Consider the following 16,301-nt stretch of genomic DNA (forward strand, 5'->3'; position numbering starts at 1 on the left):
TTGATCACCGATCCCGGCCGCGATCAGGCCGTAGTGGCCCTGCCGGGCGTGCCGCGGGCACCGGCCGAGCCGCAACACGCGCCTGCATTTGCGCTGCGCGGGCCTGCATTTGCGCTGCGCGGGCTTGGGCTTGCACCTGTTGCCGTTGCGCCTGAGCGGCACGAGCCTGCCCCTGAGCCTGTTGGCGCTGCTGCGCCTGGACTTGGGCTTGCTGGCGCTGTTGAGCTTGCGCCGCGCGTGCCTGGCCTTGTGCTGCCTGACGCTGCTGAGCCTGCATCGCGCGCGCCTGAGCCTGCTGGCGCTGTTGCGCCTGTGCGGCACGCGCCTGGCCTTGAGCCGCCTGACGCTGCTGAGCTTGCATCGCGCGAGTCTGAGCCTGCTGGCGCTGTTGCGCCTGCGCGGCGCGGGCCTGGCCTTGAGCCGCCAGCCGTTGCTGGGCTTGCACAGCGCGTTGCTGGATCTGCGCCTGGCGCTGCTGCGCCTGTGCGGCACGCGCCTGACCCTGTTGACGCTGTTGAGTCTGGGTTTGCGCAAGCCGCTGGCGACGTTGCTGCGCTTCGGCGGCGCGCGCCTGACCCTGACGGCGTTGCTCGACCTGCGTCCGCTGTGCAGCGCGCGCCTGCAATTGCGCCTGCTGGCGTTGGCGTACCTGTACAACGCGGGCTTGCTGGTCATTCTGCGCCTGGATGCGCCTGGCTTGTTGCGCCGCCTGGACCGACCGATCCCGCTCGAGCGTTGCGCGGCGCTGTTGCATCGCCGCGGCGCGCGCCTGTTGATCGCGCTGTGCGGCGTCACCGGCCGCGACCTGTCTGGCCCGTTCGCCCTGGCGGCGCGCCATTTCGGCCTGGCGTTGCGCCTGAAGGCGCTGCTGATCGGCATTACCGCGGCCCGCGAGCCGCAGGTTTTCCTGCTGCTGGCCAAGCGCGCGCTGTCGATCGATCGCGGCGCGGCGCACCTCGTCGCGCGGGTTGACCGGTCGTGCCGCCAGGGTGGCGACGCGACGACGCTCGATCGCAACGGCGCGCTGCTGCTCGGCCCGGTCGCCGGCAAAGCCGCGCGCAGCCGGGGCATAACGGTTGGCATCACGTGCCCAGGGCGCTTGCGTCCAGGCGGCCGGAATGGCGCGCGGTGGTGGCGGGGTGCGGAAGCGCTGGTCGCGCCACGTGTCGTAGCGCACGATATCGGCACGACGGCGCACCTGTTCCTGGCCCCAATGGCGCTGTTGCCGCTGCTCCACGCCGGCATGGTAACGTTGCCAGTCTGCCTCACGCGAGCGCTCCGCCGACCAGCGCGCGCGCGCGACCGCAATGGCATCGCGGCGTTCGGCCCAATTGGCGGCGATCACCGGGCGGCGCTGACGCGACGATCGATAGAGATTGCGGCCGCGCTCATAATAGCGCGCGGCATAATCCTGACGCGGTCCATAAGAGGCATAGGGCAGAACCCCGCCGCCGGCGGCATAGACCACGGCCAGCTGACCATCGTCATAGCCATAGCCATAATCGCCATCGCGCACGAAATAAGGCGAATCGGCGCCGGGGCGATAATAATAATAGCGGTATCCGTCATCGATCGGCTCGGCAAAGGCGATCGAATCGTCATAACCCTGCCACGCCCATGGCTCGACATCATCATAGTCGAAGCCGTAATCGGGCGGCGCGTCGCCGAGCGCATCGGCAAAACCCCAGGCATCGTCGGCATAAGCATAGGATTGGCCCGGATCGGCCAGCTGCACCGCCCTGATCGGGCGTGCCTTGGGAAGCGAGGCGATCGCCGCCGCAGGGCGGATCGTCGTCGCATCGCCAGCCGCGAGCGGCAGCGTCGCGGGCAGGTCGGGCAATTGATAGGCCGCCTTGTCCTCGGTCGCGGCCTTGGGATTGCATCCGGCAAGCATCAGCGACGCCGCAATGGCGATTGCAGCACTGGCCTGACGAACGCCTGGAGACAGGCGGTTGAGGTGTATTCGCTTGGTCATGGCATCCAACTCCTGGTGCCCCCCAAAGCGTGCACCATGGCGCAATGTTCCTGAACCCGGCGTGGCACGACCGTTCATCGGAGAGTCGGTGCGACCGCAGCGGCTTATACTTGTTCGGCTTTTCCTCGTTCAGCATGGTGGACGCGGGCGCAGCATGCCGGGTACATCACCGCGTGTGAACCCGCCTGCTCTTCTCCCCCTCGCCGAAGCGCAATCGCGCCTCTTCGCGCTCGCGCCCCGCGTTTCCAGCGAAACCATGCCGCTACGCGCCGCCGCAAATCGCTGGGCAGCGGCCGACATCGTCGCTTTACGAACTCAGCCAACCACCGACCTCTCGGCAATGGACGGTTACGCGATCCGCTTCGCCGATCTGCCCGGCCCTTTTACGCTGGTCGGCGAGAGCGCCGCCGGCCGACCGTTCCCCGGCACCGTCGGTGCGAACGAAACCGCCCGCATTTTTACCGGCGCGGCGATGCCTCAAGGCGCGGATACGGTGATGGTCCAGGAGGAGGTCGCACGCGACGGCGATATAGTGACGTTAGCCGGAGAAGGCCCCCGCCGGCTCGGCGGCAATACTCGCTTGAAGGGGCTCGACTTCTCGACTGGCGACATCCTCGTGGCGCGTGGCGAACGTCTCACGCCGGCGCGTATCGCAGTTGCCGCGACCGGGGGGTATGGCGCGCTTCAGGTCGGCCGCCCTATCCGCGTGGCGATCAATGCGACCGGCGACGAATTGACCGCGCCCGGCGCAGCGATCGATAGCGCGGGCCTTCCCGAATCCAATGGCGTGATGCTCGCCGCGATGCTCGCCGACTTGCCGGTCGAGGTGATCGATCTCGGTATTCTCCCCGATCGTCTCGACGTGATGACCGCGGCCCTGAGCCGGGTCGATGCGGATATCCTCGTCACCACCGGTGGCGCGTCGGTCGGCGACCATGATCTCGTCCGCCCCGCGCTTGAGGCCGCAGGAGGTAGCATCGATTTCTGGCGCCTCGCGCTGCGCCCGGGGAAACCGATGATGGCGGGGCGGCTCCGTGAAACGGTCGTGCTCGGCCTGCCTGGCAACCCGGTGTCCGCCTTCGTCACCGCAACCCTGTTCCTGCGCCCGTTGATCGCCGCGATGAGTGGCGCGGCCGATCCGCTGCCGCGCACCACGCCGGCGATGCTCGGCGAAGCTCTCGCCGCCAATGACCATCGCCAGGATTTTCTGCGCGCGGAAACGCGTGATGGCCGGGTCTTTGCCTCGACAATCCAGGACTCGTCGATGCTGCGCACCCTCGCGCGCGCCGACTGTCTGATCGTTCGCGCGCCGCATGCGCCGGCCGCAGCTGCAGGAGAAATCGTCGACACCCTGCGCATCGCTTGACAAGCCGGGGGAACATTGCGACAACGTTCCCAGTCTGTTCCGACGGAGGAATTTCGGATGTTAACGCGCAAACAGCATGAGCTGATCTGCTTCATCAGTGATCGTCTCGCCGAAACCGGCGTGTCGCCTTCGTTCGAAGAAATGAAAGAGGCGCTCGATCTCAAATCGAAATCGGGCGTACATCGCCTGATCAGCGCGCTCGAGGAACGCCAGTTCATTCGCCGCCTGCCCAATCGCGCCCGTGCGTTGGAAGTGCTGAAGGTGCCGGAACGCGGCGATGTTGCACGGAAAACGCCTGCTGCGCCGGCCAATATCCGCATCCTGCCCGAACCCGCCAACGATGTGATCGAGATCCCGTTGCACGGCCGCATCGCCGCCGGCGTGCCGATCGAAGCGTTCGAGGGCAGTTCGATGCTTGCTGTCCCCGCCGCATTGCTCGGTGGTGGCGAACATTATGCGCTCGAAGTGTCGGGCGACTCGATGGTCGAGGCGGGTATCCTCGATGGCGATTATGCATTGATCCGCCGCGCCGATACGGCGCGCGATGGGGAGATCGTCGTCGCCCTGATCGACGACAGCGAAGCGACGCTCAAATATTTCCGCCGCGAAGGTGCGATGGTTCGGCTCGATCCGGCCAACCGCGCCTATGATGCGCAGCGTTATTCGCCCGCTCAGGTCCGCGTTCAGGGTAAACTCGCCGGGCTTCTGCGCCGTTACGATTGACCGGCGAACCCTTTGACGGGTTAGGGCGAACGGGAGGAAGTGCGTCGGTCAAAGCGTCTTCGTGCCAGTCTGCCGGCGGGTAACTTACCGGCCACCACCCAGGGATGCGCGTCGGCCGGGCTGAATACGGTGCGGACCGCGGCATCCTGCAATGTGATCGCAACACCGCCGGTCTGCGCCAGCGTCGGCCGGTCGAGCTTCAACCAGCGCGGTGTGCAGGCCATGGGCAAGCGCCGCTCGCTGACCACGATATCCGCGCCCTTGCATGCCGCGATCAATTCGCCCGCCGGCACCAGATAGGCGCTGCGCGTGGCGAGGATGCGCCAGGTTCGGCTGCCGATACGCCGCTCGGTCAGGCACAAATCGCGATTGCACCGCGCGTCGGGCTGATCGGCCAGCAGCAGCGGCTCGCCATCGACCCCGCTATTTTCGGTGAGCATGTCCGACGTATAGTCGCCGACCCGGTCACGCAGCAGTGCCAGCCCGCCATTCGTCGTGCGGATCGCGACGTGGCGCCCATCGCCAGTGACCAGCAGATCGGGCGCCGGCGTCGTCAAGGCCCACAAGATTCCGATCGCAAGCGGGGCGAGCCCGAGCCGCCGCCATCTCGTGCGCCACAAGGCAATCCATAATCCGCCCAGGACCATCAGCGCATAGGCGCCGGCGGGCATGGCAGGCAGCGCCGCGACCGATCCTGGCAAACCGGCGGTCGTCCGCGCCAGCCATAACAACAGGTTGAGCGAATGATCGGTAAGCCACCACAAAGGTGCGCCAAGGCCGGCGGTATCGAGCAACAGCGCCAGCGCTTCCAGCGGCATCACGACGAACGTGGTCCAGGGAATCGCGACGATATTGGCCAGCGCACCGTAAAAGCCTGCCTTGTGGAAGTGGAACAACGCAATCGGCATCAGCGAAAATTCCACCGCCAACCCGGTCAGGATCAGCGACCCCAGCCCCCTGCCGATTTTGGCGATCCAGCGCTCGCCACGCGGCGCAAACCAGGATTCCACACGCGGCTGTTCGTGCAACGCGATGATCGCGGTGATCGCGGCAAAGGACAGCTGGAAGCTCGGCCCGGCGAGTGATTCGGGCCAGAGCAACAATACGACTACCGCACCCGCCGCAACCAGCCGCAAGGTCATCGCCTCGCGTCCCATCGCCAGCGCGGCCAGCACGAGCAGCGCCGCGACGCATGAGCGGATCGTCGGCACCTGCGATCCGGTAAGCAGCGTATAGCCGATCGCGGCAGCGGCACCGGCCGCCGCGGCGATCAGCGGTAAGCGGAAATGCAGTGCAAGCCAGGGGCTCAGCGCGAGCAGGCGCAGCACGACCAGCATCGTCGCCGCCACCACCGCGGTGATGTGCAGGCCGCTGACCGACAACAGATGCGCAAGGCCCGAACGACGCATCGCCTCGGCATCCTCCTCGGCGATCGCGCCTTGGTCGCCAGTTGCAAGCGCGCTGGCGATCCCGCCTGCGCTGCCCTCGACGCGGGTCTGGATATGGCGCGAAAGCCGGTCGCGTAGGCCAGCGCCGGGTGCATCACCCGCCGCGATCACCGCGACCGGAGCGAAGCCACGCCCTGTGCCGCCGATCCCGTCAAACCAGGCGACCCGCGCATAATCATAGGCGCCCGGCACCGCCGGCTGGGGCGGTGGCATCAACCGGGCCTTCAACCGGATCGTCGCACCTCGGGTAAGCGCTGCGGGCACGTCGCCCTCGGCCAGGTTGACACGCACATGCTCCGGCAGCCTGGTCGGCTTTCGATCTGTCGGCTGATCGATCACCTGGATCGGCGCGAGCCGCAGCCGGACCAGTTCACGCGCCGCCAGCGGTTCGATCGTCTCGACCCGCGCCTCGAACGCGACGATCACCGGCCGCGTAAGCACGATTCCGGCGGCGTCGCTCGCCCGCAACCAAATTAGCGAAAAGCCGAGCGCCGCCGCCAGCGCACCGATGCCGACCGCCCTTCCCGCCCGGCCGCCGCGCCCAACCGCGAGTGCCAGAAATGCCACCCCACCCGCCATGAGCAAAGCGGCGCGCCATGCCGATGGGTCAGGCAGCATCAGCCACGCCGTCACCCCAGCACCGACTGCTACCGGAAACCATAATATAAGCTGGTCGCGCTCCGCTTCGAGCCAGCGTTCGAGCGCGTTACGAATACCGGACAAATGCCATCCCTGGCCGATTTGAAGCGGCCAAGGTCGCGTGCTAGGGGCGTGGGCGGCTGAACTGGCCATCTGATACATGTGTGAAAGGATGCGCGCTTGAGCGCAATTACTGATGCCGCCGTCCCGGGTACATCGGGCGACAATTCGGCGGCCGCGCCGGCGTTTGGGCAAGTCATTACCCGTTTCGCGCCGTCGCCAACCGGCTTCCTGCATATTGGCGGCGCGCGCACCGCGCTGTTCAACTGGCTATTCGCCAAGGCGAATGGCGGCAAATTCCTGCTCCGCATCGAAGATACCGATCGCGCGCGTTCGACTCAGCCGGCGATCGACGCAATTCTCGATTCGATGACCTGGCTTGACCTGAATTGGGACGGCGATGCGATATTCCAGTTCGAACGTGCGCCACGCCACGCCGAGGTCGCGCATCAACTGCTCGCCTCGGGCCATGCCTATAAATGCTACGCCACCGCTGAAGAGCTGACGGCGCTGCGCGAAAGCCAGAGGGCCGCGAAGCTGCCGATGCGTTATGATGGCCGCTGGCGCGACCGCGATCCGGACGAAGCACCGGAGGACGCGCCTTTCGTCGTGCGAATCAAGGCACCGAAGGACGGCGCCACGACGATCAACGACCAGGTCCAGGGCCCGGTCACCGTACAGAATTCGGAACTCGATGATTTCGTATTGCTGCGCTCGGACGGCACGCCGACCTATATGCTCGCGGTGGTGGTCGATGATCACGACATGGGCGTGACGCATGTCATTCGCGGCGACGATCATCTCAACAACGCATTCCGTCAATTGAGCGTGATCCGCGGAATGGGCTGGCCCGAACCAATCTACGCCCATGTTCCGATGATCCACGGATCGGACGGCGGCAAGCTGTCCAAGCGTCACGGCGCGGTCGGGGTCGATTCGTACCGTGACGAGCTCGGCATCCTGCCCGAGGCGCTGAACAATTATCTGCTTCGGCTCGGTTGGGGCCATGGTGACGATGAGATTATCAGCCGTGAACAGGCGGTTGAGTGGTTCACCCTTGATGGCGTCGGAAAATCACCATCCAGGTTCGATCTGAAAAAACTGGAGAACCTTAATGGTCATTATATCCGGCTCGCCGATGACGCACGGCTTGCCGAGATGGTCGCCGGCCGGCTGGACTTCGAACCCGACGCTCGACAGCGCAATCTTTTGCGGCGCAGCATGGCGGCGCTGAAGCCTCGGGCTGCCAATTTGATCGAGCTGACCAGCGGTACCGCCTTCCTGTTCCGCGCCCGTCCTCTTGAAATCGACCCTGCCGCCGCCGATCTTCTGACCGCCGATGGGCGCAGAATTCTCGCACTTGCACATAGCAAGCTTGACGCGCTCGACGGCTGGGATACGGAGAAACTTGAAGACGCGGTTCGGCAGATTGCCGAGGAGGCGGGGACGAAACTGGGTCAGGTCGCGCAACCGTTACGCGCGGCATTGACCGGCAAGAAGACCTCGCCCGGGATTTTCGAAGTGCTCGATTTGCTCGGGCGTGACGAGAGCCTCGGCCGGATCGCCGATCAGATGGCCGCCTGAGCCGTAGAGAAAAAGGACGTAATCGATGAGCGACACCGCAAAGCTGAGCGTCGGCGGCAAAGATCTTGATTTTGCCGTGATGCCGGGCACCGTCGGCCCTGACGTCATCGATATCCGCAAGCTCTATGCCCAGACCGGCAAGTTCACCTACGACCCCGGCTTCACCTCCACCGCGAGCTGCGATTCGGCGATCACCTATATCGATGGTGACGAAGGCATCCTGCTCCATCGCGGCTATACGATCGGCGAACTGTCCAAGCAGTCGAGCTTCATGGAAGTCTCGTACCTGCTGCTCAACGGCGAACTGCCGACCAAGGCCGAACTGGACAATTTCAGTTACACCATCAGCCGCCACACAATGCTGCATGAGCAGCTCGCGACCTTTTACCGCGGTTTCCGCCGCGACGCGCATCCGATGGCGATCATGTGCGGCGTGGTCGGCGCGCTGTCGGCCTTTTATCATGACTCTGCCGACATCACCGATCCGCGCCAGCGCATGATCGCCAGCCACCGGCTGATCGCGAAAATGCCGACGATCGCCGCGATGGCGTATAAATATTCGGTCGGGCAGCCTTTCCTCTATCCCGACAACTCCTTGTCCTACACCGGCAATTTCCTGCGCATGACGTTCGGCGTTCCGGCCGAGGAATATGTCGTCAACCCGGTGGTCGAGCGCGCGCTCGACCGCATCTTCATCCTTCATGCCGATCACGAGCAGAACGCGTCGACCTCGACCGTCCGTCTCGCCGGTTCATCGGGCGCCAATCCCTTCGCGTGCATCGCGGCCGGCATCGCCTGCCTGTGGGGTCCGGCACATGGCGGCGCCAACGAAGCCGCGCTCAACATGCTGCGCGAGATCGGCACGGTCGACCGGATTCCGGAATATATCGCCCGCGCCAAGGACAAGAACGATCCGTTCCGCCTGATGGGTTTCGGCCATCGCGTGTACAAGAATTACGATCCGCGCGCGACCGTGATGCAGGAAACTGTGCGTGAAGTGCTTGGCGAACTCGGCGTCACCGATCCTGTGTTCGACGTCGCGCTGAAGCTCGAGGAAATGGCGCTCAACGATCCGTATTTCATCGAGAAGAAGCTGTTCCCCAACGTCGATTTCTATTCCGGCGTGATCCTGTCGGCGATAGGGTTCCCGACGACGATGTTCACCGCCCTGTTCGCGCTCGCTCGCACCGTCGGCTGGGTCGCGCAGTGGAACGAGATGATCGCCGATCCGGAGCAGAAGATCGGCCGGCCGCGCCAGCTCTATACCGGCCCGGCCAAACGCGACTACGTGCCCGTCGGCGAGCGTTGATGAAGCGGGCCCTGCTGCTCGCCGGTGTCGTCGTGACGCTGATGGGTCTGTTCTTCGGCGCGCAGGGCGGCGGCATGATCATGTGGCCCGCGTCGAGCTTCATGCTCGCTCAGGGCGAATGGGTGATCTACGGCGCAATCATCGCGGCGTTCGGCGTCGGGCTGATCGTCTGGTCGCGGCGGGCCTGAGCCGGGTCCGCTATTCCCGATACGGGAGCGTAAACACGAAGCGTGCGCCCTGCCCCGGTGCGCTGTCGACGGTGATGTCGCCGCCCATCGCCCGGGCGAGACGGCGCGCGATGTAGAGGCCAAGGCCGCTGCCACCCGCTTCGCGCGGATCGACGCGTTCGAATTTCTCGAAGATGCGCTTCTGGTCGTCGAGCGCGATGCCCTTGCCCTGGTCGGCGACGATCACCGCAGCGATATCGCCTTCGCGTTCGGTGCGGATCCACACCATGCCGTCGGCGGGCGAATACCGCACCGCATTGCCGATCAGATTGACCAGCACCTGTAGCGCGCGACGGAATTCGCCGGTTGCGGGCAACATGTCCTCGGGCGCCGGCTTGTCGATCTTCACTTTCGCATCGCTCGCCCGCACGCCGAGCAGGCCGGCGGCACGGCGCGAAACATCGGCGAGGTCGACCGCTTCGCTCGCGACGCGGAAGTCGGGACGCTCGATCGCCTGAAGATCGACCAGATCGTCAACCAGGCCCATCAGATGGCGACCGGCGCTGGCAATATCGGCGGCATAGTCGGCATAATCTTGGCGTAGCGGGCCTTCCGATTGCGCATTGATGCTGTCGGCATTGGCGATGATTCGGCCGAGCGGATTGCGCAATGCCGAATCAAGCCGCGCCGCGAATGCGCCGGATATGCCTTCATTCTCCGGGAACGGGGCTGCCGCGACGGGTTCCGGGTCGATCATGTGCGTGGCGCCGATGAAACCGGCGAACGCGCCTTGCCGATCGGTGCGCGGCGTGGCGGCGAGTCGCACCGCCTGTCCGGTCGCGCGGATCGTTGCGCGCTGATCGTCGAAGCGCTGGCGCATCGCGAGGCTGCCGAGGATCGGGAATTGCCCTTCGCGATCCTCGCCGAGCACGAACAGGCGAGTCAGCGGCTGGCCGAGCATGTCGCCAGCATCGAAGCCATGTTTGGCGCCCGCGTTGACTGACAAAAAGCTCAGCCGCAGGGCCGCGTCGGTTTCCCACAACCAGTCCGCACCGCTGCGCAGGAAATCGCCTTCGCGCTCACCCTCGGGCGCGCCGGGCCGCCATGGCGAGCGAGCGCGCCAGCCGGTGATTTCCAGGCGAACACCTTCCGCACCCGGATTGGCGCGCACCCACAGATCGATATCGCCGTCGTCATCGCCGGCCACAGCGCCGCGTGAGATAAGGATGCCGAGCCGCTGCGCCAGCCGCGCCAACGTGGCGACCTGCGGAATGGCGATCGGCATGCCGATTGCACCGCCGGCGCGCGTGTTGAGATCGTTGAGGCGCTGGTCGGCCTCGATCAACCTCCCGTCGGGATCGAGCAGGCCGCGCACCGGCGGCAGGCTGGAATCGACCGCGTTCATGCCGCCCGCCCGCGGGTAAGCGCCAGTTGGGCGGCACGATAATCAGGGTGAAGCTTGAGCGGCGCAAGCGCGGCACGCGCGGCATCGGCCGGCACCGCGACGATATCGCCGATCGATTCGGCAAAGCCTTCGAGATCGCGGCGCGGGTCAGCTTCGCACAGCGCCAGACCGATCCGGGCGATCGGTTCGCGGTCCAGCTCCAGCGCGCGCAGCACCAGCCACAACCGGTCGGCCCGGGGGTCGATCACCACTTCGCGCGCCTGACCATAATCCAACCCCATCGCATGCGCGATCAGCGCAGTGAACAGGGCAATGCGGCGGTCGCCAAGCGCCTCGACCAGCAAAGCGGGCAGTTCGCGCGGCGTCGCTTCGATCGCGACGGCGAGGCGCATGGCGGTCGCCTCGAGTCGATCGCCTTCGTCATGTGCGGCAAGGCTGCGTACCGCAGCTTCGGCCAGTGCACGATCCAGTGCCGCGACCGCCTCGGTCGCACCGGTTGCGAACCGCTCGCGCAGGGCGGCGGCGACCCACCATACCAGGCGGTGATGCAAATCGGCAGGCAGGTCCGTGTGCGATCCGGTGCCGCCTTCGCTCGCGCCGCGCCGTCGGCTTTCCGCGGTGAGCAATGCCATCGCGCTCGTCGCGACGACGGAATCGGCTTGATTCACCAGACGCGAGAGCAGGCTTGGCTTTTCAGGTTCGTCTGGGGCGGTCGAAGGCAAACCGTCACCCAGCGCGTCCTGTTGCACCCGCGCAATCAGTTCGCGCATCAGGTCGGTATCGCGGAGCAGCCCCGCGGCAACGAGGCGGTCGAGTACCAACATGCCCGGCGCGGTCAGCGCCGCAGCCAGCGCCAGTTCCTCGCGCGCGGTCAACAGGCGTGAGGCATGCTGCCGCAGTGCGCCGTCGATCGCCGCGACCATACCGGCAAGCGCGGATCCCATCGCCGATCGCGACCGATCGTCGAGCCGTGCTTCGTCGGGCAGAAAAAAGTCGTCGATCGCCACCGCAAGGCGCTGGGCGGCACGCGCGTCTGCGCCCGCTGCGCGTACGAGCAGCGGGCTGCCCCCCCTTTGAGGGCCGTCATCCATGTCGCGAACGGTAATCGACATGCAAGGAGACTTAGGGAAGTGCGGTTAAAACGACACTAAGGCTTTTCGCGAAACGCCTCAATCGCGACAAAAAGCGTCACCGTCGCATAAAGCGCGGCAAGCGCGAGGCCGATCAGCGGATAGCCGGCCCCGACCGGCACCAGCATCGCGATGAGATAAGCGACCGGGCTGCCCCACCAGCGTCGCCGCGTGCGCTCGCTCGCCGCGCGCTCGACCAGCGCGGCGGCGGCGATCAGCGCGAACGATAATGTCCAGCCGGTCGCGGTGCCGGCCTGCATGCTCGCGACATGCCCCAGTTCGAGCGCCGCAAGCCCCGAAAATGCGGGGATCGCCGCCTGTTGCAACCGTGAATGCTTCTCCTCGTCGCGGAGCCAGGCGAGCGCCGCACCGATCGTCAGCGCCAGCGCCGCGACGAGGGTCAGCGCGATTCCGGTGCCTGGCCAGCCGAACCAGATTGCCGCGAGGGCGCCGATGCCAAGGGCGACACCGACTGCGCTCAGCACCCAGCTCGGCACGCTGCGCGCCATCAGGCGTGGCAGCGCGAGACGCGCCAGCGGTGCGAGCAGGAAACGGTCGGCCCAGGCGATCGGTTTCGACACCAATGCCGCGAGAATCACGTTGCCGCGATCCGCCAGGGTGCGCGAATCGCGCTCGATGCCATGCGCGCCACCCGCCGCGCCGGGCGGCATGGCGATATGGGCGACCTGTGCTTGTGCTGCGACGCGCAGCAGCGTCGATTGGAAATCATAATCCCGGGGCATCGCCGCGACCTCCGCGATGCGTTTGGGGTCGAGCAGCGCCAGTCCGGCCCAGGCCGCATCAGCGCCGACGCGCTCGAAGCCGGGCATGGCATCGCGCTCGGACATGGTCAGCAGCGCATCCTGGCTCGCGCTGACCAGCGATTCGACCACATCACCGGTCGTTACCAGGCCATCGGCGACGACCAGCACGCGCGCCAGCGGATGAATCTTCTCCAGTGCTTCGACGGCATTGCGCACAACATCGACCGATACGCCGCGCCGCCCGATCCGGCTGATCGCGCCGAGCAGTTCGGGCGTGAGCCGTGCGACGACGACGATCAGGTGCGAAACGCCGGCAGCAACCACCAGCCGCGCCTGGAATTCGATCAGTGTCAGCCCGCCGAACGGCAAGGTCGCCGCCAATGTACCGCGACGGTCCTCGGCATCGTCGGTCGCGAAAATCAGTCCAGCCAGCATCATGGCGCTGTTAGGGGGTTGGGGCGGAGATGGCAAAGGCCGGGTTGCCAGGAATTCCTCATGCTGAACTCGTTTCAGCATCCATGCGCGGCCATTCGCCTCATTGCCGCCACTCGTCGGATAGCTGGCTGGCTTTGCAAGCGAGTGAGACCGTCCCACTCAAACCGATATCAGAGCCGCTCCACCGCGCGGCGAAGCTTGCGCAGCAGGACCACGTCCTGTGGCGGCACGGTTGCCGCTTCGGTGGCGATCGCCATCAGGCGGATCGCGCCGAAGCTTGCCGCCAGGCCTTTCAGCCGCCAAGCGGCGGACTGCCAGCTGTCGGAATCGCGTGCACATTCGAGACCGTCCAGCCCACGCCGGACACTGTCGAGGAACGCTTCGCGCAGCTCGGCGATCAGCGCGGGCTCGTCGCCCACCGCAGCCGCCAGCGTCGCATCGATTGCACCGGGATCATACGCCATGTCGCCTTTCATACGGGCCAACCCTTAAGGCGAGGTTTCGCTATTCGCTTTCCGACGGCGCAAATCATGGTAAACGAGTGACATGACTGGGGGATCGCGCATTTTCGATATACGCGGGGGACAAGGCAAAGCCGCCCCTGAGGAAGAGCTTGTCCTGTCCGATCCCGCTCCGCCCGAAACACCCGAATCGACCTATGAAGTCGATGAATGGGAAGGTGAGGAGTCGCTGGAGCGGTTTGGATGGGTCGTGCCGACGCTGGGCGCGCTGGTGTCGGTCGCCTGGGTCGCGGCGATGCTGTGGCTGTCCTGGCCGAGCCTGGTCATCGCAGCGCCGATAGCGCTGACCAGCTTCATCGCCGCCTTGTGCGTGCCGCCGGCGCTGATCGGCATCCTGCTTCTACTGAGACTCCGCACCAGCACCGCCGAAGCACGGCGGTTCGGCAACACGGCCCAAGCGATGCGCGCCGAAGCCGCCAGCCTGGAACGCACGATCGCCGTTCTGTCGCGCACGATCGACGCCAATCGTGACCGGCTCGCCGAACAGACCACCGCGCTGATGGCGATGGGCGATGGCGCCGCCAACAAACTGACCATGATCGGCACCGGCCTCACGGCGCAGGTTGCCGCCGCCGATGCACATGCCAGTACCCTGGCTGAAGCCGCGACCATCGCCCATGCCAAGCTCGACGTCCTGATGGCGATGTTGCCGCGCGCGCATAGCGAGACGGTCGAAATGACCAAGGTGCTGGAACGCACCGGTCTCAGCGCCACCGAGTTCGCCGCGGCGCTTGATGCGCAGCTGACCGCGCTGGCCGAACGCGGACGCGAGGCCGATGCGGTGGCCGGCGGTGCGGCACAACGCCTTGCCGCGCACATCGCGCGAATGGAAGCGACCGGCGAGACCGCCGGCACACGACTGGAACAGGTCACCGGCAGCATGTCGGAAGCCGTCGACGGCTTGCTCGGCCGTACCGCCGATGCGGTGGACGAAGCGCGCAAGGGCATCACCGCGCAGGGCGAAGCGTTGCTGGCGATGCTCGGCACCAACCAGGCTGCGCTCGATCGTGCGGGCCAGGACGGCGCCGAAGCGCTGGCGGCGCGGATGAGCACGATAGAAGCGCTGATCGACCGAATCGCCGCGCGGCTCGACGAACAACGCGGCACGAGCGACGAGATCATCACTGTCCTCGACACCGGCATCACTCATGTGTCGGACCGGCTCGATATATTGCATTCGCAGGGCGTCGATCGCTCGCAGATGCTCGCCGCGTCGATCAGCGCGCTGGGCGGATCGGCCAATGCGATGACCGAGGCATTACGGGCCGGCGACGTGATGGCGCTGGGCGTAATCACCCGGACGGAGCATCTGCTGACCGCGCTCGATGCCGCCGCGCGCGAAATCGACGAAACCATGCCCGACGCGCTCGCCCGGCTCGATGCGCGCGTTGCCGACAGCCGGCGCGTCGTCGGCGAGGCCAAGCCGGAGCTGCTCGCCCTGGTCACCGCCGCGGAGAGCACGCACGATGCGATCGAGGCGATCGCCCATGTCATTTCCGGTCAGCGCGACACAGTCGAGAAATTGTCGGGCACGCTGCTCGAAACGCTGACCAGCGGCCAAATCAAGGCCGATGCGCTCGGCCAGATGGTCGACGACACGATCGGCCGCACGCACCGCTTCGCCGAAGAAGCCGCACCACGCCTGGTCGAGGCGCTGCTGCGCGTCCGTGATACCGCCAGCGCCGCCGCCGATCGCGCGCGCGAGACGCTGGCATCGGTCATCCCCGAAGCCGCACAGGCGCTCGAAACGGCCAGCGCCGAAGCGATGCAGCGCGCATCGGGCCAAGCGCTGCAGCAACAGATCGCCGCGATCGGCGAGGCGGCCGACATGGCGGCTGAAGTCGCGCAGCGCGCCTCCGAACGGCTCACGCGGCAGATGCTGGCGATCGCCGATTCGACCGCGATGGTCGAAAGCCGGATCGAGGACGCCCGGGCCGAGCGCGAGAATGCCGATCAGGACACGTTCGCTCGCCGCGTCTCGCTGTTGATCGAATCGCTCAATTCGGTGTCGATCGACATTACCAAGTCGGTCTCGGCCGAAGTTTCCGACAGCTCCTGGGCAGCCTATCTGAAAGGCGATCGCGGCGTCTTCACGCGCCGTGCGGTGCGCTTGCTCGACGCCGGCGAAGCGCGCGAAATCCTGCGTCACTATGACGAAGACCCCGTGTTCCGCGAACAGGTCAATCGCTACATCCATGACTTCGAGGCGATGCTGCGCGCGATCCTGGCGCAGCGTGACGGCTCGCCGCTCGGCGTGACCTTGCTGTCGTCGGATATGGGCAAATTGTACGTTGCACTTGCCCAGGCGATAGAGCGGCTGCGTACCTGACTGCCACCCAAATCGGCGAACGACGGCGCTGGACCTGGAGCATCAAGTGTTATCTCGGAGAAATGGATAGCGCTCAGGCCATGCGCGAGCCCATTACGCTCGCACCGTGGCAATCCTGTTTCGACATTAAGAAAAAGCGCGCCGGTATAGGGCCGACAAGGGATGGCATGCCAAATCCCATATCATAGTTGAATCGCCGCTTGCGACGAGACGGAAAAGACGAGCGGCGGGAGATATGGGACACCGGTTGTGTCGTATCTTCTCCCGCCGCCTTGGTGAGAAACTTACATAATATCTTTATATATGAGATACTAAGTTGGAATTGTGCGCGTTAGGTGCGAGCTTCGCCAAGCCATCCTCACTGAGCACAAACGGATCGGATTTTGGGTTCGATGCTCCGGCGCGAGCGTCTAGTCCCGTTCGTGCCGAACAGCCAAAAGCGTATC

Annotated in this window: 12 protein-coding genes; 6 read left to right on the plus strand and 6 right to left on the minus strand. The window is 65.8% G+C overall.

Annotated elements, in window-relative coordinates; all coding sequences use genetic code 11:
* Positions 1–4: 4 nt before the first annotated feature.
* The gene (locus G4G27_RS09980) at positions 5–1,975 is read right to left on the minus strand and encodes a hypothetical protein (protein ID WP_183113181.1); all 1,971 of its coding nucleotides are present in this window, start codon (positions 1,973–1,975) and stop codon (positions 5–7) included.
* 154 nt (positions 1,976–2,129) lie between these two features.
* Between G4G27_RS09980 and G4G27_RS09985 the strand changes: the two genes are divergently transcribed.
* Together G4G27_RS09985 and lexA are read left to right on the plus strand one after the other, a co-directional pair.
* On the plus strand, positions 2,130–3,341 hold the full coding sequence (locus G4G27_RS09985) for a molybdopterin molybdotransferase MoeA (RefSeq protein ID WP_183113182.1): 1,212 nt from the start codon (positions 2,130–2,132) through the stop codon (positions 3,339–3,341).
* Between the two features lie 57 nt (positions 3,342–3,398).
* Positions 3,399–4,064: a transcriptional repressor LexA gene (lexA, locus tag G4G27_RS09990; protein ID WP_183113183.1), complete on the plus strand. Its 666-nt coding sequence runs from the start codon at positions 3,399–3,401 to the stop codon at positions 4,062–4,064.
* A 20-nt stretch (positions 4,065–4,084) separates the two neighbouring features.
* Here the strand turns inward: lexA and G4G27_RS09995 are convergent, their stop codons facing one another.
* A complete protein-coding gene (locus G4G27_RS09995) occupies positions 4,085–6,235 on the minus strand; it encodes a ComEC/Rec2 family competence protein (protein ID WP_244624631.1) in 2,151 nt (716 codons plus the stop codon).
* A gap of 174 nt (positions 6,236–6,409) precedes the next feature.
* On the opposite strand from G4G27_RS09995, the gene gltX reads away from it, so the two are divergent.
* From gltX to G4G27_RS10010, 3 genes are read left to right on the plus strand one after another with little or no spacing between them, the layout of a single operon-like run.
* On the plus strand, positions 6,410–7,795 hold the full coding sequence (gene gltX, locus G4G27_RS10000; RefSeq protein WP_183113723.1) for a glutamate--tRNA ligase: 1,386 nt from the start codon (positions 6,410–6,412) through the stop codon (positions 7,793–7,795).
* Positions 7,796–7,820: 25 nt separating this feature from the next.
* On the plus strand, positions 7,821–9,104 hold the full coding sequence (locus G4G27_RS10005; protein WP_183113185.1) for a citrate synthase: 1,284 nt from the start codon (positions 7,821–7,823) through the stop codon (positions 9,102–9,104).
* Positions 9,104–9,292, plus strand: coding sequence for a hypothetical protein (locus G4G27_RS10010; RefSeq protein ID WP_183113186.1), 189 nt, complete (start codon positions 9,104–9,106; stop codon positions 9,290–9,292). The genes G4G27_RS10005 and G4G27_RS10010 overlap by 1 nt, the downstream gene beginning before the upstream one ends.
* A gap of 10 nt (positions 9,293–9,302) precedes the next feature.
* Here the strand turns inward: G4G27_RS10010 and G4G27_RS10015 are convergent, their stop codons facing one another.
* The 4 genes from G4G27_RS10015 to G4G27_RS10030 form a co-directional block, all read right to left on the minus strand.
* Positions 9,303–10,676: a HAMP domain-containing sensor histidine kinase gene (locus G4G27_RS10015; protein ID WP_183113187.1), complete on the minus strand. Its 1,374-nt coding sequence runs from the start codon at positions 10,674–10,676 to the stop codon at positions 9,303–9,305.
* On the minus strand, positions 10,673–11,788 hold the full coding sequence (locus G4G27_RS10020; RefSeq protein ID WP_183113188.1) for a DUF2336 domain-containing protein: 1,116 nt from the start codon (positions 11,786–11,788) through the stop codon (positions 10,673–10,675). Before G4G27_RS10020 ends, G4G27_RS10015 begins: the two co-directional genes overlap by 4 nt.
* Before the next feature lie 35 nt (positions 11,789–11,823).
* Entirely contained in the window at positions 11,824–13,005 is a 1,182-nt protein-coding gene (locus tag G4G27_RS10025) for a hypothetical protein (RefSeq protein ID WP_183113189.1), read from the minus strand.
* A gap of 170 nt (positions 13,006–13,175) precedes the next feature.
* Positions 13,176–13,469, minus strand: coding sequence for an Hpt domain-containing protein (locus G4G27_RS10030; protein ID WP_183113190.1), 294 nt, complete (start codon positions 13,467–13,469; stop codon positions 13,176–13,178).
* 82 nt (positions 13,470–13,551) lie between these two features.
* Between G4G27_RS10030 and G4G27_RS10035 the strand changes: the two genes are divergently transcribed.
* Positions 13,552–15,855, plus strand: coding sequence for a hypothetical protein (locus tag G4G27_RS10035; protein ID WP_183113191.1), 2,304 nt, complete (start codon positions 13,552–13,554; stop codon positions 15,853–15,855).
* The last annotated feature ends 446 nt before the right edge of the window (positions 15,856–16,301 follow it).

Origin of the sequence: Sphingomonas sp. So64.6b (genome assembly GCF_014171475.1) — a bacterium.
GTDB lineage: Bacteria > Pseudomonadota > Alphaproteobacteria > Sphingomonadales > Sphingomonadaceae > Sphingomonas > Sphingomonas alpina_A.